Origin of the sequence: Halomonas denitrificans (assembly GCF_003056305.1) — a bacterium.
GTDB classification, from domain to species: Bacteria; Pseudomonadota; Gammaproteobacteria; order Pseudomonadales; family Halomonadaceae; genus Halomonas; species Halomonas denitrificans.
The window spans coordinates 146,256-168,771 of the sequence record NZ_PYVX01000003.1 but is presented as its reverse complement, the minus strand read 5'-3'; the positions used below and the strand labels follow the sequence as shown (position 1 = coordinate 168,771).

The window sequence follows — 22,516 nt, the reverse complement described above, 5'->3', positions numbered from 1 at the left end:
GCGATGTCCCCCGAGACCCTGCCCCGCCCCGCGCCGATCGCCAGCGACGAGTACCGCGCGAGGCGCCGCGCCCTGATGGCGCAGCTTTCCGCCGGCAGCGCCGTGCTGCTGCCGGGCGCCGCCCTGGTCACCCGCTCGCGCGACAGCGAGTTCCCCTTTCGTCAGGACAGCGACTTCCACTACCTGACCGGCTTTCCCGAGCCGGAGGCGCTGCTGGTGCTGCTGCCCGGCCGCGAGGCCGGCGAGAGCGTGCTGTTCTGCCAGGATCGCGACCCGGCGCTGGAGACCTGGACCGGCCGGCGCCTGGGCGCCGAGGGCGCGGTGCGCGACCACGGCCTCGACCAGGCCTTCGAGAATGCCGAGCGCGACGAGCGCCTGGCCCTGCTGCTGGAGGGTCGCGAGACGCTCTACCTGCCGCTGGACGACGCCGGGGCCCTGGCGCTCGCCGAGGAGGTGCGCGGCGAGCTGGCGGGGCACGCCCGCCGCGGGGCGTCGATACCGGCCGCCTTCGCCGACGTCAGCGCGCTGATCCACGAGCAGCGCCTGGTCAAGAGCCAGGCCGAGCTCGCGCTGCTGCGCCATGCCGGGGAGATCTCCGCTCGGGCCCAGGCACGCGCCATGCGGGCCTGCCGCCCCGGCCTGGTGGAGCGCCAGCTGCAGGCCGAGCTCGAGCACGAGTTCCGCTGGCAGGGCGGCAGCGGGCCGGCCTACGCCAGCATCGTCGGTGGCGGCCCCAACGCCTGTGTGCTGCACTATCTCGAGAATGACGCCCCGCTGCGGGACGGCGAGCTGGTGCTGATCGATGCCGGCGTCGAGTTCGACCTCTATGCCGGCGACATCACCCGCACCTTCCCGGTGAACGGCCGTTTCACGGCGGCCCAGCGGGCTCTCTACGAGGTGGTGCTGGCGGCCCAGGAGCGCGCCATCTCGGCGGTGCGGCCCGGCGCCACCCTGGCGTCGATCCACGCCGGCGTGGTGCACGACCTCACCGCCGGGCTGATCGAGCTGGGGCTCCTGGCGGGGGACGTCCAGGCGCGCATCGACGACGGCAGCTACCAGCGCTTCTACCTGCACTCGACCTCCCACTGGCTGGGGCTCGACGTGCACGACGTCGGCGCCTATCGCCAGGCGGGCCAGCCGCGGCCCCTGCGTCCCGGCATGGTGCTCACCGTGGAGCCGGGGCTCTACGTGCCCGACGCCGACGACCTGCCCGAGGCCTTCCGGGGGATCGGCATCCGCATCGAGGACGACGTGGCGGTCACCGCCGAGGGGGGCGAGGTGCTGACCGCCTCCGTGCCCAAGCGGGTGGCCGATATCGAGGCGCTGATGGTCACGGAGTGACCAGCTGGCGAGAGGCTTTCAATGCTTTTATGTAATGTACGTTATGAAACAAAGGGGCGGCAGGCATGACGTCGACGCGGGACGCGCGGGGTAGCGAAGCGGTAGCGGAGCGGCGGGGCGAGCGGGTCGATATCGCCATCGTCGGCGGCGGCCTGGTGGGCGCCAGCCTGGGCTGTGCCCTGGCCGCGCAGGTCGAGCGGACGGGGCTCAGGGTCGCGGTGATCGAGCCGGCGCCGCTGGATCGCCGGCTGGCCGAGCCCTGGCAGCCGAGCTTCGATGCGAGGGCCAGCGCCATCGCCTGCGGCTCGGCCCGCCACTTCGGGTGCCTGGGGGTCTGGGAGACCATGGCCGAGCAGGCGGCGCCGATCCGCACCATCCACGTCAGCGAGCGGGGCCGGCTCGGCGTGACCCGGCTGCGCGCCGCGGAGCTCGGCGTCGAGGCGCTGGGGCACGTGGTGCCCAACGCCTGGATGGGGCGCGCCCTGCACGGGCGGCTGGGCGAGCTGCCGCTCGACTGGCACTGTCCGGCGAGCGTGGAGGGCATCGCCCCCGTCGCCGAGGGACATCGGCTCACCCTCTCGGACGGCAGCGTGCTGGAGGCGGGCCTGACGGTGCTCGCCGACGGCGGGCGCTCGGGGCTCAAGGAGCGCCTGGGCATCGAAAGCCGCGAGCGGCCCTATGAGCAGGTGGCGCTGATCGCCAGCGTCGAGGTCAGCCGCCCCCACGACGGCATCGCCTATGAGCGCTTCACCCCCGAGGGCCCCATCGCCCTGCTGCCCCTTCCGGGGCAGACCATGGAGCTGGTCTGGACCCACGCGCGGGGCGAGGAGACGCGGCGGCTGTCGCTTGCCGACGGCGACTTCCTGGCCGAACTGCAGCGCGCTTTCGGCGATCGCGCCGGGCATTTCCGCCGGGTCGGGCGCCGCCATGCCTACCCGCTCTCGCTGGTCACGGCGCGGGAGACGGTGCGCCCGGGGCTGGCCGTGCTCGGCAACGCGGCCCATTCTCTGCACCCGGTGGCCGGTCAGGGCTTCAACCTGGCGCTGCGCGGGGTGATGGACCTGGTGGCGGCCATCGAGGCCGGCGACGAGCGCGGCGAGGCGCCGGGGAGCGCGGCGGTGCTGCAGGACTTCGAGGCGCGCCGCGACGGCGACCGCCAGGACGTCATCCGCTTCAGCGACGGCCTGATCCGGCTCTTCGGCCTCGACCACCCCGTACTCTCCCACGCCCGGGCGGCGGGGCTCGTCGGGCTGAACCTGGTGGGGCCGCTGCGCCGGACCCTGGCGCGCCGGGCCATGGGGCTGGAACGCTAGCGCCAGGGCCGGCAAGGTGAAAGACCGGAAGGATAGGGACGGAAACGCATACGATGAACAGACGGCATGGCCCGCCGGGCCACCACGAGGAGCAGACGCCATGAGCGCAGAACCGCAAGCCGCGCCGCAGGCGTTCGAGGCGATCATCGTCGGCGGCGGCATGGTGGGCGCGACCCTGGCCTGCCTGCTGGGCCGGGCCGGGCTGCCGGTGGCCCTGCTGGACGCCCGCGAGGCGCCGCTCGACGGGCAGGCCGCGGGCCGGGGGGCGCCCGCCATGCGGGTCAGCGCCCTGACCCCGGTCTCCCGCCAGCTGCTGGTGGGACTGGGCGCCTGGCCGGCCATGGCCGCGCGCCGGGTCAGCCCCTACCGCTTCATGCAGGTGTGGGACGGCGAGGGCAGCGGGGAGGTGAACTTCTCCGCGGACCAGGCCGGGGTGCCGGTGCTCGGGCACATCGTCGAGAACGACGTGACCCTGGCGGCCCTGGAGGCGTGCCTGGCGGAGCTGCCCACGGTCACCCTGCGCTACGGCGCCCGGGTGGCCGAGCTCGAGGCCGGGGGCGAGACAGAGAGCGAGGGCGAGCCGCGCACGGTGGTGCTGGGAGATGGCGAGCGGCTCCGGGCCCCGCTGATCGTGGCCGCGGACGGCGCCCGCTCGCCGCTGCGCGAGCGGGCCGGCATCGAGACCCGCGAGCGCGACACCGGCCAGGTGGCGGTGGTCACCACGGTGCGCACGGCCCGCGAGCACGGCGGCGTGGCGCGCCAGGTCTTCTTGGCGACGGGGCCGCTGGCCTTCCTGCCGCTGTCCGTCGAGGGCGACGCCCGCCACTGCTCCATCGTCTGGTCGACGACGCCGGAGGAGGCCGAACGCCTGACGGCGCTCTCCCCGGAGGCGCTGGGGCAGGCGCTGGGCGCGGCCCTCGAGCATCGCCTCGGCGAGGTGACGGTGGTCGACCGGGCGCTGGCGGTGCCGCTGATCCAGCGCCACGCCCAAGCGTACGTGCGCCCGGGCTTCGCCCTGGTGGGCGATGCGGCGCACAGCATCCACCCGCTGGCGGGCCAGGGGGTGAACCTGGGGCTGATGGATGCCGCGGTGCTGGCCGAGGAGGTAATCGAGGGGCGTCGGCGGGGGCTCGCGCCCGGCGACGGACACGTGCTGGCCCGCTATGCCCGGCGACGCCGCGGCGACAACGCCGCCATGCTGGCGCTGATGGACGGCTTCCGGCTGCTGTTCGGGGCGCGCCATCCGGCCCTGACCCTGGCCCGCAACCTGGGGCTTTCCGGGGTGGATCGGTTCGGGCCGCTCAAGCGGCTGCTGATGCAGCAGGCGACCGGCCATCGCGGCCGGCTGCCCGCCGCCTGTCGTCCCCTCAGCCGGCGCGACGCCGGCTGAGTACGTCGAGGGCCTTGAGCAGGTTCAGGGCCTCGCCGAGCTGGTAGTCCTCGCGCAGCCGCTGGCTCATCTCGCTGCGTTCCTGCGGATCGTCCGAGGCGCCCAGATGGCCCTGGAGATCCGCCTCGCGCACGTCCAGGCCGTTGCCCTCGGCGACCTCCAGGCGGCCGCGGATCACCTCCACGTCGGGCTCGATGCCCTGGGCCTGGATCGAGCGGCCGTCGGGGGTGAAGTAGAGCGCCGTGGTCAGCTTGAGCCCCTCGTCGTTGCCCAGCGACATGATCTGCTGCACCGAGCCCTTGCCGAAGCTCTGGGTACCCATCACCACGCCGCGGCGCTGGTCCTGCAGGGCGCCGGCGACGATCTCCGCCGCCGAGGCGCTGCCGCCATTGATCAGCACCACCAGCGGCACCTCGGGCGCCGCGGTCTCGCGGCCCGCGGAGAAGCGCATCGCGCTGTCGGCCAGGCGCCCCTCGGTGTAGACGATCAGCCCGCTGTCGAGGAAGGCGTCGGCCACGTCCACCGCCGCCTGCAGCACCCCGCCGGGGTTGTTGCGCAGGTCGAGCACCAGGCCCTGGAGGGGGCCGTCGTCCTGCAGGCTCGCCAGGGCCTCGTCGACCTGCTGGCCGGTGCGGCTCTGGAACTGGCTGACGCGCAGGTAGCCGTAGCCCTCCTCCAGGAGCTCGTGCTTGACGCTCTGGGTGCGGATGATCTCGCGGGTCAGGGTGACCTCCAGCGGCGCGTTGGCGTCCTGGTGGAGGATGGTCAGCCGCAGCTGGGTGCCCGGCTCGCCGCGCATCAGGTTGACCGCCTCCTGCAGCGAGAGCCGGTCGGTGGGGGTGTCGTCGATGCGCAGGATCCGGTCCCGGGAGCGCAGGCCGGCCCGGGAGGCCGGGGTGTCGTCGATGGGCGTGATCACCGTCAGCTGGCCCTCCTCCATGCCCACCTCGATGCCCACGCCGCCGAACTCGCCCTGGGTGGACTCGCGCAGGCTGGCGAACTCCTCGCTGTCCAGGTAGGCGGAGTGGGGGTCGAGCTCGCTGAGCATGCCGCGCATGGCGTTGCGCAGCAGGTCCTCGTCCTCGACCTCCTCCACGTAGGCGCGCTTGATGCGCTCGAACACCTCGGCGAAGGCCTGGATCTCGGCCACCGGGAGGTCATCGTCCGCGGCGCTCTGGGCGGCGGCGGGCAGCGGGGCGATGGCCAGCAGGGCGATCGGCAGCAGCACCGCCACCAGGCGGCGCGTCACGGAAGGCAGGGCGGCGGGACGTAGGAGCATGCAGACTCTCGCGGTTGCGGGGCGGGCGGCCCAGCATAGCCCGCGCCCCGGCGTCGATGGAATAGTCGCGGCGCACGGCGGCGATTCAGGGTCGGCTGGCGATCCAGCCCCGGGGGTCGATGGGCTGGCCGTCGCGGCGCACCTCGAAGTAGAGCCCCGGCTGGCCCTGGCCGCCGCTGGCGCCCACGGCGCCCAGGGTATCGCCGCGGTCGACCGCGCTGCCCACCCCGGCGGAGAAGTGCTGCAGGTGGGCGTGCAGGGTCATCACCCGGTCGCCGTGATCGACGATCAGCAGGTTGCCGAAGCCGCGCATCCAGTCGGCGAAGACCACCCGGCCGGGGTGCACGGCGCGCACGGGGGTGCCCTCGGCGGCGCGGATCACCAGGCCGTTGAGGTGCACCCCCTCGCCGTGGCGGAAGGAAGAGGCGATGCTGCCCTGCACCGGCCAGGGCAGCGCGCCCCGGGTCTCCTCGATGGCGGTGGAGGGCGGCGGGCGCTCGAGCCGTGCCAGGCGCTCCTGCACCTCGCGCAGGGTGCGCTCGGCATGGGCGCGGTCCTGGGCGAGGGTCGCCAGCCGGGCCTGCTCGCTGGCGAAGCGCTCGTCCAGCTTCGCCACCAGCGCGGCGCGCTCGGCGCTCTGCTCGGCCAGCGCGGCGCTGCGCTCGTCGAGGCGTGCCGTCACGGCCGCCAGCCGCTCGCCGCGCTCGGCCAGGGCCTGGCGCGTCTCGGCGAGCTCGCGCTCCAGGCGCTCGAGGGCATCGAGGCGCTCGTGGCGGGCCCGGGCCAGGCGGTTGAGGTAGTGCTGCAGGCGGTCGAGCCGGGCCGGGTCGTCCTGGTTGAGCAGCAGCTTGAGCTGGGGGGTGAGGCCGAGCCGGTAGAAGGCCTCGAGCTGGACCTCGAGGGCGTCGCGCTGCCCGCGCCGCTCGTCGGCCAGGCGCTCGCGCCGCGCCTCGAGGTCGGCGATCTCGTCGTTCAGGGCGCGCCGCTCGGCCTGCAGGGCGTCGAGGCGGCGATGGGTCTCGGCGAGCGCCGTCTCCACCTCGCGCAGCGCCTCGCTCGCCTCGTCGCGGGCCTCCCGGGTGGTGGAGAGCCGGCCGGAGGCGGCCAGGATCTCCTCGCCCAGGGCGTCGAGGCGCGCCTGGGCCTCGCGCTCGGAGGGGGCGGCGGCAAGCGGGCCGGCCAGGGCGAGGCCCAGCACCAGGCTCGCCATCAGGCCGGCCGACGCGGCACGCCGCCCCGTCACGCCCTGGCGCTCCGGGCCCCGGCTCACTCGGCCTCGATGAGTACGCGTCCGGTCATCTCCTCGGGCACCGGCTGGTCCATCATGGTCAGCAGGGTCGGGGCGATGTCGCACAGCCGGCCGTCGTCGAGCAGGCGCACCGGGCGCGGCCCGACGTAGATCAGCGGCACGTCGAAGGTGGTGTGGGCGGTCTGGGGGGCGCCGGTCTCGGGGTGGATCATCTGCTCGGCGTTGCCGTGGTCGGCGGTCACCAGGCAGGCGCCGCCGGCGCGCTGGATCGCCTCCACCACCCGGCCGACGCAGGCGTCCACGGCCTCGATGGCCTTCACCGCGGCGTCGAACTGGCCGGTGTGGCCGACCATGTCGCCGTTGGCGTAGTTGCAGACGATCAGGTCGTACTGGCCGCCCTCGATCGCCTCCACCAGGCGGTCGGTGACCTCCACGGCGCTCATCTCGGGCTTCTCGTCGTAGGTCTTCACCTCCTGGGGGGAGGGCACCAGCACCCGGGTCTCGCCCCGGTACTCCTGCTCGCGCCCGCCGGAGAAGAAGAAGGTGACGTGGGCGTACTTCTCGGTCTCGGCGATGCGCAGCTGGGTGAGACCGCGCGTCTCCATCACCTCGCCCAGGGTGTTGACGAGCTCCGCCGGCGGGAAGGCGGCCGGGGCCGGGATGTCGGCGGCGTACTGGGTCAGCATCACCAGGCCCTCGGCGGCCAGCCGGGGCCGCGCCTGGCGCGCGAAGCCCGTGAAGCCGTCCTCGACGAAGGCGCGGGTCAGTTCCCGGGCGCGGTCGGCACGGAAGTTCATGAAGATGGCCGCATCGCCGTCGGCCAGGGCCACCGCGGCGCCGGCGGGGCGGATGCTGGTGGCGGCGACGAACTCGTCGGTCTCGCCGCGGGCGTAGGCCTGCTCGAGGCCCTGCTCGGCGGACTCCGCGGTGAACTCGCCCGCCCCCTCGGTGATCAGGCGATAGGCCTTCTCGACGCGGTCCCAGCGGTTGTCGCGGTCCATGGCGAAGTAGCGGCCGATGATCGAGGCCACGAAGCCCTGCTCGGCGCCCACCAGCTCGGCGAGACGGGCGTTGGCGCGCTCGATCGAGGCCATCGCGCTCTTCGGCGCCGTGTCGCGGCCGTCGAGGAAGGCGTGGAGGTAGATCCGCCGGGCGCCGCGGCGGGCGGCCAGCTCGGCCATGGCCAGGATGTGGTCCTCGTGGCTGTGCACGCCGCCCGGCGAGAGCAGGCCCAGCAGGTGCACGGCCCGGCCGGCGGCCACGGCGGCGTCGATCGGCGCGGTCAGGGCGTCGATGGCGTCGAGCTCGCCCTCCTCGACGGCCTTGGTGATGCGGGTGAAGTCCTGGTAGACGACGCGCCCGGCCCCCAGGTTCATGTGACCGACCTCGGAGTTGCCCATCTGGCCATCCGGCAGGCCCACGTAGCGGCCGTCGGTGTGGATCAGGCTGTGGGGCTGCTCCTGCCACAGGCGATCCATCACCGGGGTGCGGGCGGCGAGGACGGCGTTGTCGGTGGGCGACTCGTTGTGGCCGTAGCCGTCGAGGATGATCAGGGCTACCGGACGCGGGGTACGGGGGTCGGTCATGGGGGAGGGCCTCGTGGTCGGGGTCGCGCCCGGCCGGCCTCTGGGGCGGCCAGGGTCGCGACTTGCATCTGCTTGCGGCATCATATCGCACGGCACCGTCGGACGTCATTTTGGCCGGCGCCCGGGCCGCGGCGCGCCGCGGCTTTGTGTATACTGGGCGCCGCCGCGACTGGCCGGCCCCGTTCACCGTGTACCCGATAAAGAGTTAGCCGAACCCATGATCGATCAGCTGTTCGAATTCGTGCAGAATCATCCCCTGCTGGTGGGGGCCTTCCTGGTGGTGTTGATCGCCTGGCTCGCCTACGAGGTCCGCAGCAGCAGCGCCGGAGGCGTGACCTCCAGCGAGGCCACCCAGCTGGTCAACCGCGAGGACGCCGTGGTGGTCGACCTGCGCGAGGCCAACGACTTCAAGTCGGGCCACATCGCCGGGGCGCGCAACATCCCGCAGAGCAAGCTCGACGAGCGCCTGCGCGAGCTCGAGAAGTTCAAGGGCAAGCCGATCATCGTGGCCTGCAAGCACGGCCAGAGCGCCGGCGTCGCCCAGGCCAAGCTCGCCAAGGCGGGCTTCGAGCGCGTCCTGAAGCTCAAGGGCGGCATGGCCCAGTGGCAGGCGGACGGCCTGCCGGTCGTCAGGAAGTAGGCGACGCCGCTCCCGGACCCGTTTCCCCGATATTTTCACCGGACAAAGGACCTTTCCCATGGCGGAAGAGAACAACCAGAACGCCGGCGCCAACGGCCAGCAGGACAAGCCGCAGCTGCAGTTCGCCCTGCAGCGCATCTACGTCAAGGACCTCTCCTTCGAGGCGCCCAACTCGCCGGCGATCTTCCAGCAGCCGTTCAAGCCCAAGGTCGGCCTGGACCTGAACACCACCCACCAGCAGGTCGGGGAAGACCTCTATGAGGTGGTGATCAAGGTCACCGCCCAGGTCACCCACAGCGAGGAGGGCACCACCTCCTTCCTGGCCGAGATCGAGCAGGCCGGCCTGTTTCGCATCGGCGGCCTCGAGGGTCAGCAGCTCGACCACACCCTGGGTGCCTTCTGCCCCAACGTGCTGTTCCCCTATGCCCGCGAGTGCATCGACAGCCTGGTCAACCGCGGCGGCTTCCCGCCGCTGATGCTGGCGCCGGTCAACTTCGAGGCGATCTACGCCCAGAAGAAGAAGCGCGAGGCCGAGCAGGCCCAGGCCGCCGGCGAGCAGGCGACCCAGTAAGCCGATGCCGACCCTCATGAGCGAGAGCCGCCCGTGAAGGCGCCGCGCATCCACGTCGCCGCCGACTTCCACGTCGGCGGCGACGTCGTTCTGCCCGAGGGGCCGGCGCGCCACGTGGCGCGGGTGCTGCGCCTGGGCGAGGGGGCCGAGCTGCGCCTCTTCGACGGCGCTGGCCTGGAGGCCCGGGCGGTGCTCGTCGAGGCCTCCCGCAAGCGGGTGGTGGCGCGCCTCGAGGCCGTCGAGCAGGGGCGCGGCGAGTCGCCGCTGGCGGTGCATCTCGGCCAGGCGATCTCCAAGGGGGATCGCATGGACTACGCCATCCAGAAGGCGGTCGAGCTCGGCGTGGCGGCCATCACCCCGCTCTACACCGAGCACGGCGACGTGCGGCTCAAGGGCGAGCGGGCGGCCAAGAAGCTCGCCCACTGGCAGGCCGTGGCGGCCAGCGCCTGTGAGCAGTGCGGCCGCGCGACCCTGCCGCCCGTCCACCCCCCGGTGGGCCTGGCCGAGTGGCTCGCCGCCCGCGACGAGGCGCTGCGCCTGGTGCTGCACCCCGGCACCGCCGGCGCCCTGGAAGCGGCCGAGGCGCCCGCCAGTGCCGCCGTGCTGATCGGCCCGGAGGGCGGGCTCGCCGAGGCCGAGGTCGAGGCCGCCCGGGCCCAAGGCTTCGCCCCGCTCTCCCTCGGCCCGCGCGTGCTGCGCACCGAGACCGCGCCGGTGGTGGCGCTGTCGCTGCTGCAGGCCCGCTTCGGCGACCTCTGAGCCCCGCGCTCGGCTATCCTCCTTTCCAGCCCCACGCCCTTCAGCCCCACTCTCTACCGGACGCCCGCCATGCCCGATTCCCGAGACCGCCGCTCGCCGCGCCCCTCCGCCCCGCACGCCGCCGCGCCGCGGCGCCATCGCGCGCCCCGGGCCGCGGTCGGCGAGGTGGTCTACCTCGAGGTGGTCACCGTCAACGAGACCGGCGCCTTCCTCGACTGGGGGCACCCCCGCGACCTGCTGCTGCCCTTCGGCGAGCAGCGCTTTCGCCCGAGCGTCGGCCGGCGGGTGCTGGTGATGATCTACGAGGACCAGCAGGGCCGGCCGGTCGCCTCCCAGCGCCTCGACCGCTTCCTGGCCGACGAGGCCGAGGGCCTGGCGGCGGGCGACGAGGTGGCGCTGGTGATCGCCGACCAGACCGACCTGGGCTACAAGGTGGTGGTCGATCAGCGCTTCTGGGGCCTGCTCTACCGCGACGACGTGAACCGGCCGCTACGCCGCGGCCAGCGGCTCACCGGCTACGTGAAGCGGGTGCGCGACGACGGGCGCCTGGACCTCTCGCTGCTGCCGCCGGGGCCGGCGCGCCTCGACGTGGTCGGCGAGCGGGTGCTCAAGGCGCTGCGCGAGAGCGGCGGCTACCTGCCGCTGGGCGACAAGAGCGACGCGGGAGAGATCAAGGCGCGCCTGGGGGTGAGCAAGAACGCCTTCAAGCAGGCCATCGGGCGGCTCTACAAGCAGCGGCGCATCCTCCTGGAGCCCGGCGGCATCCGGTTGGCGCCGAGCGGGGACTGAACCCACCGCGCCTGGCATGCGGCTTCCCGGAAGCGGAGTGTCGAGGGGCGCTGTGACCCCGCCCCTGGGCGCTACCTATGCCCTGCTTCGCTCTCGCGTCCCGCTCCGCTCGCCTGTCCGGTGCAGGCCATCCATGACCGGCCCGTTCGGAGCCGGGCTCCTCACCCCTGCATAGGCCCCTCTCTTTGCTCTACCTCCGGCGCCTCTGGCCGTGTGCCGTCGCCGGATTAGCCCCAAGCCGCCAACACCCGACCGTCTGCTTGGTGGACGCGATACCGCTGCGGCATACTGAGCGCATTCACTCTCCGACCGGAAACACGACGCCATGAGCGAACGCGCGCTGAAGATCGGCGTGGTGATGGACCCCATCGCCGACCTCACCTACAAGAAGGACACCAGCCTGGCCATGCTGTGGGCGGCCCAGGATCGTGGCTGGTCGCTTTACTACCTCGAGCAGGAGGATCTGTTCCTGCGCGAGGGGCGCGCCTTCGGTCGGCTGCGCGATCTCCGGGTGCACCGCGATCCCGCGCACTGGTACGACCTGGGCGAGCCCGAGGTGGGGCCCCTGGCCGAGCTCGACGTCATCCTGATGCGCAAGGACCCGCCGGTCGACGGCCACTTCCTCAACGCCGTCTACCTGCTGGGCTTCGCCGAGCGCGAGGGCGTGCTGGTGGTCAATCCCACCCAGGCGCTCCTGGAGTGCAACGAGAAGCTCTTCGCCCAGCAGTTCCCCCAGTGCTGCACCCCGACCGTGGTCTCCTGCGACGAGGCCGTGCTGCGCGCCTTCCACGCCGAGCACGGCGACGTGATCTTCAAGCCGCTGGACGGCATGGGCGGCACCGGGATCTTCCACGTGCGCCCCGAGGGGCGCAATCTCGGCGCCATCATCGAGATGCTGAGCGAGCGCGGCCAGCGCCAGATCATGGCCCAGCGCTACATCCCCGAGATCAAGGACGGCGACACCCGCATCCTGCTGGTGGACGGCGAGCCGGTGCCCTACGGCCTCGCCCGGGTGCCCATGGCCGGCGAGACCCGCGGCAACCTCGCCGCCGGCGGCACCGGGGTCAGCCGCGAGCTCACCGCCCGCGACCGCTGGCTGATCGAGCAGGTGCAGCCGGTGATCCGCGAGAAGGGGCTGATGTTCGTCGGCCTCGACGTGATCGGCGACTACATCACCGAGATCAACGTCACGAGCCCCACCTGCGTGCGCGAGATCGACGACCAGCGCGGCACCGACATCGCCGGTCTGCTGATGGATGCCATCGCGCGGCGCCTCGACGCGCGGGGCTGATCCGGGAGGTCGGCGGCCATGTCCAGCACCCTCAGCGATCCGATCCAGTACGCCCCGGTGACCCGGCCGCACCGGCACTGGCTGGCCTGGTCGCTGGCGCTGCTGCTGCACCTGGTGGTGATCGGGGTGGTGGCGAGCCGCCAGTTCGCGCCGGCCCCGCCCGTGGAGCGCACCAGCATCGACGTGGTGCTGGTGAGCCGCCCGGCCCAGGCGCCGGTGGAGGCCGAGGCGATCGCCGAGGCCGACCAGCGCGCCGCGGGGTCCCCCCAGGCCCAGGCGCCGGCCGAGGCGCGCGCCGCGCCCATGGAGGCGCTGCCCGAGCGGCAGAGCGCCGAGCCCGAGGTGGACCCGGCCACGCCGGCCGCGCCCCAGCCGGCCGAGGCCCCCGCACCCGAGCGCGACCGCGAGGCCCCGGCCGCCGAGGCCGCCCGCGAGGCGCCGTCGACCCCCGAGCCGCGCGAGAGCGCCCCCCAGTCCGCCGAGGCCTCGGCGCCGCCCACCGCGGCGGCGCCCTCGGCCTCGGGGCGCGACCTGCTCGCCCAGGCCACCGCCAGCATCCGCGACCAGGGCCTCTCGCCCGAGTACGCCGGCGAGCGGCCGGGCGAGGGACGCCCCGCCGCCCAGCAGGCCGCAGAGGCGCGCTACATCGACGACTGGACCCGCCGGGTCGAGGACTACGGGAATCGCGTGCACCCGGCGCCGCGTGAACTCGCCGGCCAGCTGCGCATCCGGGTGGTGATCGGCCGCGACGGTCAGGTTCGCCAGGCAGAGGTGATACAATCCTCGGGACATGCCGAACTCGACCAGGCGGCCCTGGACACGGTGCACGGTGCCGCCCCCTACCGGCCCTTCGACCGGGGCATGGGCAACCTGGACAGCCTGTCCATCACTCGGGTCTGGCGGTTCGGCCAAGGCAATCATTACGGCGTGCACTAGGTCCGCCGGGGAGTCCCATGCAATCCGTGCAACACTTCGGCTTGAAACACCACTTCCTGCTGGCGATGCCGCACCTGGAAGACCCCAATTTCGCCGGCAGCCTGAGCTATCTCTGCGACCATGACGAGAACGGCACCATGGGCGTGATCGTCAATCGTCCCCTGGAGCTGACCCTCGACGCCCTCTTCGAGCAGCTGGAGCTGGGCGGCGACGAGAGTCCCCATCGCCAGGCGCCGGTCTACTACGGCGGCCCGACCCACAAGGATCGCGGCTTCATCCTGCACCGCGGCGACAGCGACGCCTGGGACTCCAGCATCCAGGTCGCCGAGGACATCGCCCTGACCACCTCCATGGACATCCTCCAGGCGCTGGCCGACGGCCGCGGGCCCGAGCAGTTCCTGGTCTGCCTGGGCTGCGCCGGCTGGGAGGCGGGCCAGCTCGAGAACGAGCTAAAGGAGAACGCCTGGCTGACCGTCGAGGGCCAGGCCGAGATCCTCTTCTCGGTGCCGCCGGAGCAGCGCCTGGGCGCCGCCGCGGGCATCCTCGGCATCGACCTGAACCTGATGACCCGCGAGGCGGGGCACTCCTGATGCCGGAGTGTGGTTGATGGAGGAGACGAGCTGATGGCCGACGCCGGCGCGCGCCTGATCCTGGCCTTCGACTTCGGCACCCGGCGCATCGGCGTGGCGGTGGGCAACGAGCTGCTCGGCAGCGCCCGGGAGCTCCCTCCGCTGCCAGCCCGGGACGGCATCCCCGACTGGGCCGAGGTGGCCCGGCTGGTGGACGAGTGGCGTCCCGACCTCTTCGTGGTGGGGCTGCCGCTCAACATAGACGACAGCGAGTCGGTCATGAGTACCCGGGCACGCAAGTTCGGCAAGCGCCTCTACGGTCGCTTCGGCGTGCCCTGCGAGATGGTCGACGAGCGCGGCTCGACCCGCGAGGCCAAGGCGATCGCCCGGGAGGGCGGCCACCGCGGCAACTACCGCCAGGAGAGCGTCGACGGCATCGCCGCGGTGCTGATCCTGGAGGGCTGGTTCGCCCGCGCCGAGGGGCTGCCGCCGCGCTGAGCGCCTGTGGCTGCCGAGACCACGACGCCCGGGCCATGGCCCGGGCGTCGCTCGTTTGCGGCGGGGTAAAGACGCGCCGCTAGAAGCGGGTGTCGTCCACGCCCACGGTCGGCGGCACGAACCAGGGCACGTCGCGCAGGTCGCGCTCGATGTGCTCCTCGACCTTCAGCAGGGTGGCGAAGATCGCCATGCGCACCGGGATGCCGTTGTCGGTCTGGCGGAAGATCGCCAGGCGCGGGTCGCCGTTGAGGTCGACGTCCAGATCGTTGGCCTCGGGGCGGCTGTCCCGGGGCAGCGGGTGCATGACGATGGTGGAGGCGTTGCAGCGGCTGTCGAGGAAGGCGCGGTCGACGGTGAAGTCCCGGGAGAGGTTGAAGCCCTCGATCATCTCGGCGGTGAAGCGCTCCTTCTGGATGCGCGTGGTGTAGACCACGTCGACGTCGGAGAAGTCGCCGGCCAGGCTCTCGCGCACCTCCACGGCGAGCCCCTGGCGGCTGACGCGCTCGATCAGGTGGTGGGGCATCTCGAGCCCGGGGGGTGCCACCAGGGTGATGCGCATCGGCGCATAGCGCGCCAGCAGCCGGATCAGCGAGTGCACGGTGCGCCCGTACTTCAGGTCGCCGGTCATCAGCACGTGGGCGTCCTTGAGCGCCTTGCCCTGGCGCGCGAACTCCTTGTCGATGGTGTAGAAGTCCAGCAGCGCCTGGCTCGGGTGCTCGCCTGGGCCGTCGCCGGCGTTGATCACCGGCACGTGGGTGGCAGCGGCGAACTCCGCCACCGAGCCCTGCTCCGGGTGGCGCATCACGATGGCGTCGCAGTAGCCGCTCATCACCCGGCTGGTGTCGTAGAGCGACTCGCCCTTGGCCATGGAGGAGAAGGTGAAGCCTGTGGTGTCGCAGACGCTGCCGCCGAGCCGCGAGAAGGCGGTGTGGAAGCTGACGCGGGTGCGGGTGCTGGCCTCGAAGAAGAGGTTGCCGAGTACCGCGCCCTCCAGGATCCGGGTGACCTTGCGCCGCTGGGCGACGGGCTCCAGGCGCGCGGCGACGCGCATCAGGTGATCGATCTCGTCGCGGGAGAGGGAGTCGATGGAGAGCAGGTGGGACATCACGGCGGCCTCGGCAGGGGGAACGGGCGCTAGTGTAACGCCGTGCGGGCACGGCTTCAGCCCTCTTCCGGGCCCCCGAACGCGCACGCCCGGCCGAGGCCGGGCGTGATGACGAGGGGCGGGGCGGTTACCAGGGCTCCGGCACCCGGCCGCCCAGGCGCGCGGTGATCTCGGCGGCGGTCTCGCGGACCAGCTGGCCGAGCTCGAGCAGCCGCTCCTCGGGAATCCGCGCCACCGGCCCGGAGACCGAGATGGCGGCCAGCGGAATGCCGTGCTCGTCGTGGATGCAGGCGGCCACGCAGTGCAGGCCGATGGCGTGCTCCTCGCGGTCACAGGCGAAGCCCTGACGGCGGATCTCGGCCATCCCTTCGCGCAGCGACTCGGGCGTGTGCAGGGTGTTCTCGGTGACCCGCGCCAGGCCCCGCTCGTCGAGGATGCGCTCGAGCTCGTCCTCGGGCAGCCAGGCCATCAGGGCCTTGCCCACGCCGGAGGCGTGCAGCGGCGCCCGGGAGCCGAGCCGGGTGATCATGCGCATCATCTGCGGCGATTCGCTCTGGGCGAGGAACACCGCCGTGCCGTCGTCACGCACGCCGAGGTTGGCCGTCTCGCCGGTCAGCGCCGTGAGGCGGCGCAGGAAGGGGCGGCTGGTGCCGAGGAAGTCGCGCGCCTCGAGGAAGCTGTTGCCGATGCGGAAGGTCTTGACGTCGATCTTCCAGACGCCGAGCTCGCTGTCCTGGGTGACGAACCCCTGGCTCTGCAGCGCCTGCAGCAGCCGGTGCGTGGTGGAGGGGGCGAAATCCGCCGCCTCGGCCAGCTCCGACAGGGCGAGGCCGCCGGGGCTCGCCGCCAGGCGCTCGAGCAGGTTGAGCCCGCGTACCAGCGACTGGCTGTGGCCGCTGGTGCTCTTGCCTGAACCGGCGGGACGTCCCGCCGTCCTGCGCTTGCCTTCGCTCACCCGATCTCTCCTGTCACTTGCATTAACGGCCTAGGATACCGAGTCGGCGGGGCGATGTCGCGCTTCGGAAATGGTTTCCAACAGGGAGCGAGGCCGTGCGCTCAGCGGTGCTGCCAGCGGGGCGGGCGCTTCTCGAGGAAGGCGTCGATCCCCTCGCCGACGTCCTCGGCCATCATGTTCCCCGCCATCACCTGACCGGCGAAGTCGTAGGCCTCGGCGAGCGGCATCTCCTGCTGGCGCGGGAACATGCCCTTGCCGGTGCGCACTGCCACCATGCTCTTGGCGCAGAGGCTCGCGGTCAGTTCCCCCAGCGCCTCGTCGAGGGCCTCGTCCTCGGCGACCCGGTTGACCAGCCCCCAGTCGAGGGCCCGGTCGGCGTCGATGAACTCGCCGGTGAAGAGCATCTCCAGGGCCCGCTTGCGGCCGATGTCGCGGGAGAGCGCCACCGCGGGGGTGGAGCAGAACAGGCCGACCCCGATGCCGGAGACGGCGAAGCGGGCGCTGCGCGCCGCCACCGCCAGGTCGCAGCTGGCCACCAGCTGGCAGCCGGCGGCGGTGGCCACGCCCTGCACCCGGGCGATGACCGGCACCGGCAGGGCGACGATCGCCTGCATCAGCGCGCCGCAGCGGGCGAAGAGGTCGCGGTAGTAGGCCTCCTCGGCGTGCTCGCGCATCTCGCGCAGGTCGTGGCCGGCACAGAAGGCGCGGCCCCGGGCGGCGATGACCACGCAGCGCACCTCGCCGTCGTCGGCCAGCGCGTCGAGGGCCGCGGTCAGGGCCTCGAGCATCTCCTCGGAGAGGGCATTGAAGCGCTGGGGCCGGTTCAGGGTGAGGGTGGTCACGCCGTCGGCATCGTGGCGCAGCACCGGGGCATCGTCCGCGTCTCGCATCGTCGCACTCCTCGGGAGAAAAGCCCCAGCCTAACGCCCGGCGGGCCGCCCGGGGGAGGCCTACGACCAAAGGCGGCCCCTGTCGACGACCGCCCCGGACGGGGCGGTCGCGGGCCAGCGCTTCAGACGTCGTCGCGGAAGGAACGCTCCTGCCTGGGCAGCACCAGGTTGAGGACGATGGCCGCCATCGCACCCGGGATCAGGCCGGACTCGATGATCGCCTGGACGTTCTCGGAGAGGCCGGCGTAGAGCCCCTCCTGGGCCGGCAGGCCGATGGCCGCGGACAGCGAGACGCCGATGATCACCATGTTGCGCTTGTTGAAGTCGATGTGGGACAGCATCTTGATGCCGGCGCTGGCGATCATGCCGAACATGATCAGTACCGCCCCGCCCAGCACGGCGTTGGGGATGCTCGAGATCAGCCCACCCAGCTTCGGCAGCAGGCCGGCCAGCACCAGGAAGCCGCCGCCGATGGCCACCACGAAGCGGCTGACCACCCCGGTCAGGGCCACCATGCCGACGTTCTGGCTGAAGCTGATCTGCGGGAAGGCGTTGAAGAGGGCGGCGAAGACGCTGGCCAGGCCATCGGCCATCACCCCGCCGGACAGTTCCTTGGGGGTCGGCTCGCGGTCCATGCCGCCGGCGGTGGTGCCGACGATGTCGCCGATCGACTCGGCGCAGGTCACGATCGCCAGCAGCACCACCGGAATGATCGCGGCGAGGTGGAACTCCAGGCCGATGGTGAGCGGCGTGGGCAGCGAGAGCCAGCCGGCGGAGGCGATCTGGCCGAAGTCCACCAGGCCGAAGGCCATGGCGGTCACGTAGCCCACGATCAGGCCCGCCAGCGGCGCGGTCTCGGACCAGATGCCACGGCCGAACTGGTGCAGGCCGAGGGTGACCACCAGCACCAGGGCGGCCAGCAGCACATTGTGCAGGGCGCCGAAGTCCTCGGCGCCGAAGCCGCCGCCGGCGTAGGCGAAGCCCACCGGCATCAACAGGGTGCCGAGCATGATCACGAAGGTGCCGGTGACCACCGGCGGGAACAGGAAGCGCACCCAGGGCAGGAAGAGCCCCACCAGGGCCATGGCGATGCCCCCGCACAGCGCCGCGCCCAGTGCGGCCGGCAGGCCCATGCCCACGGCGATGGGGATCAGCACCGGCACGAAGCCGAAGCTGGTGCCCATGACGATGGGCAGGCGCGCCCCGATCGGCCCGAGCCCCAGCGACTGCACCAGGGTGGCGACCCCGGCCACGAACATCGCGGCCTGGATCATGAAGGCCGTCTGATCCGCCGGCAGGTCGGCGGCACCGGCGATGATGATGGGCACGGTGACGTTGCCCACGAACATCGCCAGCACGTGCTGCAACCCCAGCGGGATGGCCCGGCCGAGGGGCGGCATGGCATCGACGTCGCGGGTACTGCGGACCCGGCGGGTCCCGGTCTCGGTGGCACTATCGGGTGTCGCCATGAGGCGTCTCCTGTTGTCGTTGTTGGATACCCGGTGGATGGCCTAGCCGGTGCGGCGTAGCGCGCGGGCGGCCGCGTCGTGGCGGCCCATCAGGGCGTCGAGATCGACGCCCAGCGGCCGGCCGTCGGTGACCCGCCACTGCCCGGCGACCATGACCCGGTCGGCCCGGTGGGCGCCGCACAGCAGCAGGGCGGCGACGGGGTTCTCTGCGCCGGAGAAGCGCGGCTCGTCGAGGCGAAACAGCGCCAGGTCGGCCTGCTGACCGGGGGCGAGGCCGCCGATGTCATGGCGACCGAGGCAGCCCGCGGAGCCGTGGGTGGCCCAGCGGATCACGTCGTCATGGGTCACGCGGCTCGGGGCATAGCGCAGCCGACCGAGCAGCAGCGCCTGGCGCATCTCCTCGGCGAGGTTGGAGTGGTCGTTGGAGGCGGAGCCGTCCACCGCGAGGCCCACCGGACAGCCGGCCGCCTCCAGCTCCAGGGTGCGGCACAGGCCCGAGCCCAGCACCATATTCGACGACGGGCAGTGGGCGATGCCGGTGCCTGCCTCGCCGAGGCGTGCCACCTCGTCATCGTTGAAGTGGATGCCGTGGGCCAGCCAGGCCCGATCGGAGAGCCAGCCGGTGGCCTCCAGGTAGTCCAGCGGGCGCATGCCGAACAGCCGCTCGCAGTAGGCGGTCTCGTCGGCGGTCTCGGCCAGGTGGGTGTGCAGGCGCACGTCCTTCTCCTTGGCCAGGCGGGCGCTCTCCTGCATCAGCTCGCGGCTCACCGAAAACGGCGAACAGGGCGCCAGGGCGATGGTGGTCATGGCACCGTCGCCGCGCTGGTGGTAGGCGTCGATCAGCCGCTCGCTCTCCTCGAGGATGGTGCGCTCGTCCTGTACCACCGACTGGGGCGGCAGGCCGCCGTCGTCGCGGCCCACGCTCATCGAGCCGCGGGTCAGGGCGGCGCGCACGCCGAGTCGCCGGGCGGTCTCCACCTGGACGTCGATGGCGTGCTCCAGCGCCCCGGAGAAGACGTAGTGATGGTCGGCCACCGTGGTGCAGCCCGACATCAGCAGCTCCACCATGGCCAGCTCGCTGGCGACTTCCAGCTGCTCCTCGGTGAGGTTCGCCCAGACGTCGTAGAGGGTGGTCAGCCAGGGGAAGAGTGCCTTGTTCAACGCCGGCGAGTAGGCGCGGGTCAGGGTCTGGTAGAAGTGGTGATGGGTGTTGACCAGGCCCGGCAGCAGCACGTGATCCGAGGCGTCGAAGGTCGCATCGATCGGCGTCTCGGGCGTGCCACCTGCCGGGACCGCCTCGACGATGCGGTCGTCGAGGATCACCACCCCGCCGGCGGCGGCGGGATCGCTGCAGGCGCGGGGGTGTCGGATCCAGAGGGTCGGTGAGTTCGGGGCCATGTTGTCCTCCTGGGGAACCGCCGGTGGCGATCCCTGTGTGGACAAAGGGTTACCCAAGTCTCGCCGTGAACAGGAGCCTTGGTTCAGGTGCCTTTGCGAAAATGTGTACGATGCCGTGCCGTATTCGGCTCAGTTGCTGTGTACAAGATGCGAAGGGCTCGTGCGAGTGTCAAGGCGGGCGCTCAACGCTCTTCGCCGGCGCCTGCGGCGCTTGAGGCGCGTGCCGTCGTCGCGGCCTTGCGGCGCGTCAGGCGGTCGCCGAACAGGTAGGCGCCCAGCGCCACCAGAATCAGCAGCGCACCGGCGAGCATCGAGGCCGAGGGCTGCTCCTGGTTGAGGGTCATGCCGAGCCCCAGCGCCAGCACCGGCGTGATCAGGGTGACCAGGGCCACGGTGGCGGCGTGCAGCCGCGAGAGGATCAGGTAGTAGCAGAGAAAGCCCACCAGCGAGCCGAACACGGCCAGGTAGAGCACCGCCCCGCGACCGCGTTCGCTGAGCGGGATCGACAGCGGCTCGCCGCTCGCCAGCCACAGCGCCAGGAAGCAGGGCAGGCTCATGGCCAGGGCGCCGACGGTCTGCTCCAGGGGCCCGAGGCCGGCCGCCACGCGCTGCACGGCGATGCCGCTGCCGCTGAACAGCGTCACCGCCGCCAGCATCATCGCCAGTGCCCCCAGCTGGCCGCCGCCGAGGGTCAGGCTGTCGGCGAACACCACGCCGAGCCCCGCCAGGCCGAGGCCACAGCCGAACCAGTGCCAGCCGCGCAGCCGCGTGGCCCCGGGCAGGGCCTGGAGGATCAGCCCCGAGACCAGCGGGGCCATGCCGAACATCACCGAGAGCATGCCCGAGGGCAGGTGCTGGGAGGCGTGGTAGCTCAGCGCCATGGCGCCGAACACGCCGGGCACCGCCGCGGCGTAGCTCAGCCAGGCCCGGCGATCCAGGCGCGGGCGGTGGCGGCGCACCAGCAGGATCAGCGCGCCGGCGATCAGCGCGATCAGCATGCGCAGCATCACGCTGCCGATCGGTGCGCCGGCCTCGGCGCTCCACTTGATGGCCAGCGGCGTGGTGGCCCACACCAGCACCACGATCAGATAGGCCGGTCCGGTCGGCATGGCAGCATCCTTGAGCGTCGGGGGCGAACGGCAGGAGAAATGTCGTCAGCTAATCATTATCACCAAAAACGCCGCCGCGTCGATGACGCGGCGGCGCTGGCGTGGCCCAAGCCTCGTGGCGGGGATCAGCCCTGGAAGCTGGACTCGGAGTAGAGCACCCGCACCCGCTTGGTGTGGCGCACCTGGCTCAGGGCATCCAGGGCCTGGTCGCCGTAGTCCTGGTCGACGTCGATGACCACGTAGCCGATGCGCTCGTTGGTCTGCAGGTACTGGCCGAGGATGTTGACGCCGTTCTCGGAGAGCACGCGGTTGATCTCGGAGAGCACGCCGGGCACGTTGTCGTGGATGTGCAGCAGGCGGTGCTTGCCCGGATGGGCCGGCAGGGCGACCTCGGGGAAGTTGACCGAGCTCACGGTGGTGCCGTTGTCGGAGTAGGTCACCAGCTTTTCGGAGACCTCGATGCCGATGTTCTCCTGGGCCTCCAGAGTGGAGCCGCCGATGTGCGGGGTGAGGATGACGTTGGCCAGGCCGCGCAGCGGGCTGACGAACTCCTCGTCGTTGCCCTTGGGCTCCACCGGGAAGACGTCGACGGCGGCGCCGGCGAGGCGACCGGCCTCGAGGGCCGCGGCCAGCGCCTCGATCACCACCACGCTGCCGCGGGAGGCGTTGATCAGGATGCTGCCCGGCTTCATCAGCGCGATCTCGGCCTCGCCAATCATCCAGCGGGTGGCGGGTAGGTCCGGCACGTGCAGGCTGACCACGTCGGCGCGGGCCAGCAGCTCCTCGAGGCTGCCCACTTGGCGGGCGTTGCCCATGGCCAGCTTGGTCACCACGTCGTAGTAGATGACGTCGAAGCCCAGCGACTCGGAGAGCACCGAGAGCTGCGAGCCGATGCTGCCGTAGCCGATGATGCCCAGGGTCTTGCCGCGCGCCTCGTGGGAGTTCTTAGCCGACTTCAGCCAGCCGCCCTGATGGGCGCGGTGGCTCTTCTCGGGGATGCCGCGCAGCAGCATGATGGCCTCGGCCAGCACCAGCTCGGCCACCGAGCGGGTGTTGGAGTAGGGGGCGTTGAAGACCGGGATGCCGCGCACCAGGGCGGCGTCGAGATCGACCTGGTTGGTGCCGATGCAGAAGCAGCCCACCGCCACCAGCTTCTCGGCGGCGTCGAAGACGCGCTCGTTGAGCTGGGTCCGCGAACGGATGCCGATGAAGTGGACGTCGCGGATCTTCTCGATCAGCGTCGCTTCGTCCAGCGAGGTCGGCAGGTGTTCGATGTTGGTGTAACCGGCATTGAGAAGATTGTCCACCGCACTCTGGTGGACGCCCTCGAGCAGCAGGATCTTGATCTTGCTCTTGTCCAGGGACGTTTTGGCCATGGT

21 protein-coding genes are annotated in these 22,516 nt (G+C 72.2%); 11 read left to right on the top strand and 10 right to left on the bottom strand.

The genetic code is table 11. From position 1 onward, the window contains the following. Nucleotides 1-3 precede the first annotated feature (3 nt). The 3 genes from pepP (at nt 4) to C9F13_RS10205 (ending at nt 4,044) form a co-directional block, all read left to right on the top strand. A complete protein-coding gene (pepP, locus tag C9F13_RS10215) occupies nt 4-1,341 on the top strand; it encodes a Xaa-Pro aminopeptidase (RefSeq protein ID WP_108446163.1) in 1,338 nt (445 codons plus the stop codon). A 65-nt stretch (nt 1,342-1,406) separates the two neighbouring features. Beyond that, nucleotides 1,407-2,654, top strand: coding sequence for a 2-octaprenyl-6-methoxyphenyl hydroxylase (gene ubiH, locus C9F13_RS10210; RefSeq protein ID WP_108446162.1), 1,248 nt, complete (start codon nt 1,407-1,409; stop codon nt 2,652-2,654). Nucleotides 2,655-2,754: 100 nt separating this feature from the next. Then, nucleotides 2,755-4,044 carry a UbiH/UbiF/VisC/COQ6 family ubiquinone biosynthesis hydroxylase gene (locus tag C9F13_RS10205; RefSeq protein WP_108446161.1) on the top strand — a complete coding sequence of 430 codons (1,290 nt, stop codon included), beginning with the start codon at nt 2,755-2,757 and terminating at the stop codon, nt 4,042-4,044. Here the strand turns inward: C9F13_RS10205 and C9F13_RS10200 are convergent. The 3 genes from C9F13_RS10200 to gpmI form a co-directional block, all read right to left on the bottom strand. After that, the gene (locus tag C9F13_RS10200) at nt 4,022-5,323 is read right to left on the bottom strand and encodes a S41 family peptidase (protein ID WP_108446160.1); all 1,302 of its coding nucleotides are present in this window, start codon (nt 5,321-5,323) and stop codon (nt 4,022-4,024) included. The genes C9F13_RS10205 and C9F13_RS10200 overlap by 23 nt on opposite strands. Nucleotides 5,324-5,408: 85 nt before the next feature. After that, nucleotides 5,409-6,533 carry a murein hydrolase activator EnvC family protein gene (locus C9F13_RS10195; RefSeq protein WP_108446430.1) on the bottom strand — a complete coding sequence of 375 codons (1,125 nt, stop codon included), beginning with the start codon at nt 6,531-6,533 and terminating at the stop codon, nt 5,409-5,411. Between the two features lie 56 nt (nt 6,534-6,589). Next, entirely contained in the window at nt 6,590-8,158 is a 1,569-nt protein-coding gene (gpmI, locus tag C9F13_RS10190) for a 2,3-bisphosphoglycerate-independent phosphoglycerate mutase (RefSeq protein WP_108446159.1), read from the bottom strand. 217 nt (nt 8,159-8,375) lie between these two features. Between gpmI and C9F13_RS10185 the strand changes: the two genes are divergently transcribed. The 8 genes from C9F13_RS10185 (at nt 8,376) to ruvX (ending at nt 14,211) form a co-directional block, all read left to right on the top strand. Then, nucleotides 8,376-8,798: a rhodanese-like domain-containing protein gene (locus C9F13_RS10185; RefSeq protein WP_108446158.1), complete on the top strand. Its 423-nt coding sequence runs from the start codon at nt 8,376-8,378 to the stop codon at nt 8,796-8,798. Nucleotides 8,799-8,856: 58 nt separating this feature from the next. Next, nucleotides 8,857-9,369, top strand: coding sequence for a protein-export chaperone SecB (gene secB / locus C9F13_RS10180; protein ID WP_108446157.1), 513 nt, complete (start codon nt 8,857-8,859; stop codon nt 9,367-9,369). A 33-nt stretch (nt 9,370-9,402) separates the two neighbouring features. After that, nucleotides 9,403-10,128, top strand: a complete 726-nt coding sequence (locus tag C9F13_RS10175; RefSeq protein ID WP_108446156.1) for a 16S rRNA (uracil(1498)-N(3))-methyltransferase — start codon at nt 9,403-9,405, stop codon at nt 10,126-10,128. Nucleotides 10,129-10,197: 69 nt separating this feature from the next. Further along, nucleotides 10,198-10,917, top strand: coding sequence for a CvfB family protein (locus C9F13_RS10170; protein WP_108446155.1), 720 nt, complete (start codon nt 10,198-10,200; stop codon nt 10,915-10,917). Between the two features lie 325 nt (nt 10,918-11,242). Continuing rightward, nucleotides 11,243-12,208, top strand: coding sequence for a glutathione synthase (gene gshB / locus C9F13_RS10165; protein ID WP_108446154.1), 966 nt, complete (start codon nt 11,243-11,245; stop codon nt 12,206-12,208). 18 nt (nt 12,209-12,226) lie between these two features. Next, the gene (locus tag C9F13_RS10160) at nt 12,227-13,144 is read left to right on the top strand and encodes an energy transducer TonB (protein WP_108446153.1); all 918 of its coding nucleotides are present in this window, start codon (nt 12,227-12,229) and stop codon (nt 13,142-13,144) included. A gap of 17 nt (nt 13,145-13,161) precedes the next feature. Continuing rightward, nucleotides 13,162-13,734, top strand: a complete 573-nt coding sequence (locus tag C9F13_RS10155) for a YqgE/AlgH family protein (RefSeq protein WP_089847763.1) — start codon at nt 13,162-13,164, stop codon at nt 13,732-13,734. A gap of 33 nt (nt 13,735-13,767) precedes the next feature. Next, nucleotides 13,768-14,211: a Holliday junction resolvase RuvX gene (gene ruvX, locus C9F13_RS10150; RefSeq protein ID WP_108446152.1), complete on the top strand. Its 444-nt coding sequence runs from the start codon at nt 13,768-13,770 to the stop codon at nt 14,209-14,211. Nucleotides 14,212-14,290: 79 nt separating this feature from the next. Here ruvX and pyrB read toward each other — a convergent pair whose 3' ends face one another. The 7 genes from pyrB to serA form a co-directional block, all read right to left on the bottom strand. Then, complete coding sequence (pyrB, locus tag C9F13_RS10145) at nt 14,291-15,319, bottom strand: aspartate carbamoyltransferase (RefSeq protein WP_108446151.1); 1,029 nt, start codon at nt 15,317-15,319, stop codon at nt 14,291-14,293. 124 nt (nt 15,320-15,443) lie between these two features. Beyond that, a complete protein-coding gene (locus C9F13_RS10140) occupies nt 15,444-16,271 on the bottom strand; it encodes an IclR family transcriptional regulator (protein WP_108446150.1) in 828 nt (275 codons plus the stop codon). 101 nt (nt 16,272-16,372) lie between these two features. Further along, entirely contained in the window at nt 16,373-17,161 is a 789-nt protein-coding gene (locus tag C9F13_RS10135; protein ID WP_108446149.1) for an enoyl-CoA hydratase, read from the bottom strand. Nucleotides 17,162-17,283: 122 nt separating this feature from the next. Then, complete coding sequence (locus tag C9F13_RS10130) at nt 17,284-18,630, bottom strand: uracil-xanthine permease family protein (protein ID WP_108446148.1); 1,347 nt, start codon at nt 18,628-18,630, stop codon at nt 17,284-17,286. 42 nt (nt 18,631-18,672) lie between these two features. After that, a complete protein-coding gene (locus tag C9F13_RS10125; protein WP_108446147.1) occupies nt 18,673-20,028 on the bottom strand; it encodes an 8-oxoguanine deaminase in 1,356 nt (451 codons plus the stop codon). 182 nt (nt 20,029-20,210) lie between these two features. Continuing rightward, a complete protein-coding gene (locus tag C9F13_RS10120) occupies nt 20,211-21,137 on the bottom strand; it encodes a DMT family transporter (RefSeq protein WP_108446146.1) in 927 nt (308 codons plus the stop codon). Nucleotides 21,138-21,262: 125 nt separating this feature from the next. After that, nucleotides 21,263-22,513, bottom strand: coding sequence for a phosphoglycerate dehydrogenase (gene serA / locus C9F13_RS10115; RefSeq protein ID WP_108446145.1), 1,251 nt, complete (start codon nt 22,511-22,513; stop codon nt 21,263-21,265). Nucleotides 22,514-22,516: the final 3 nt, after the last annotated feature.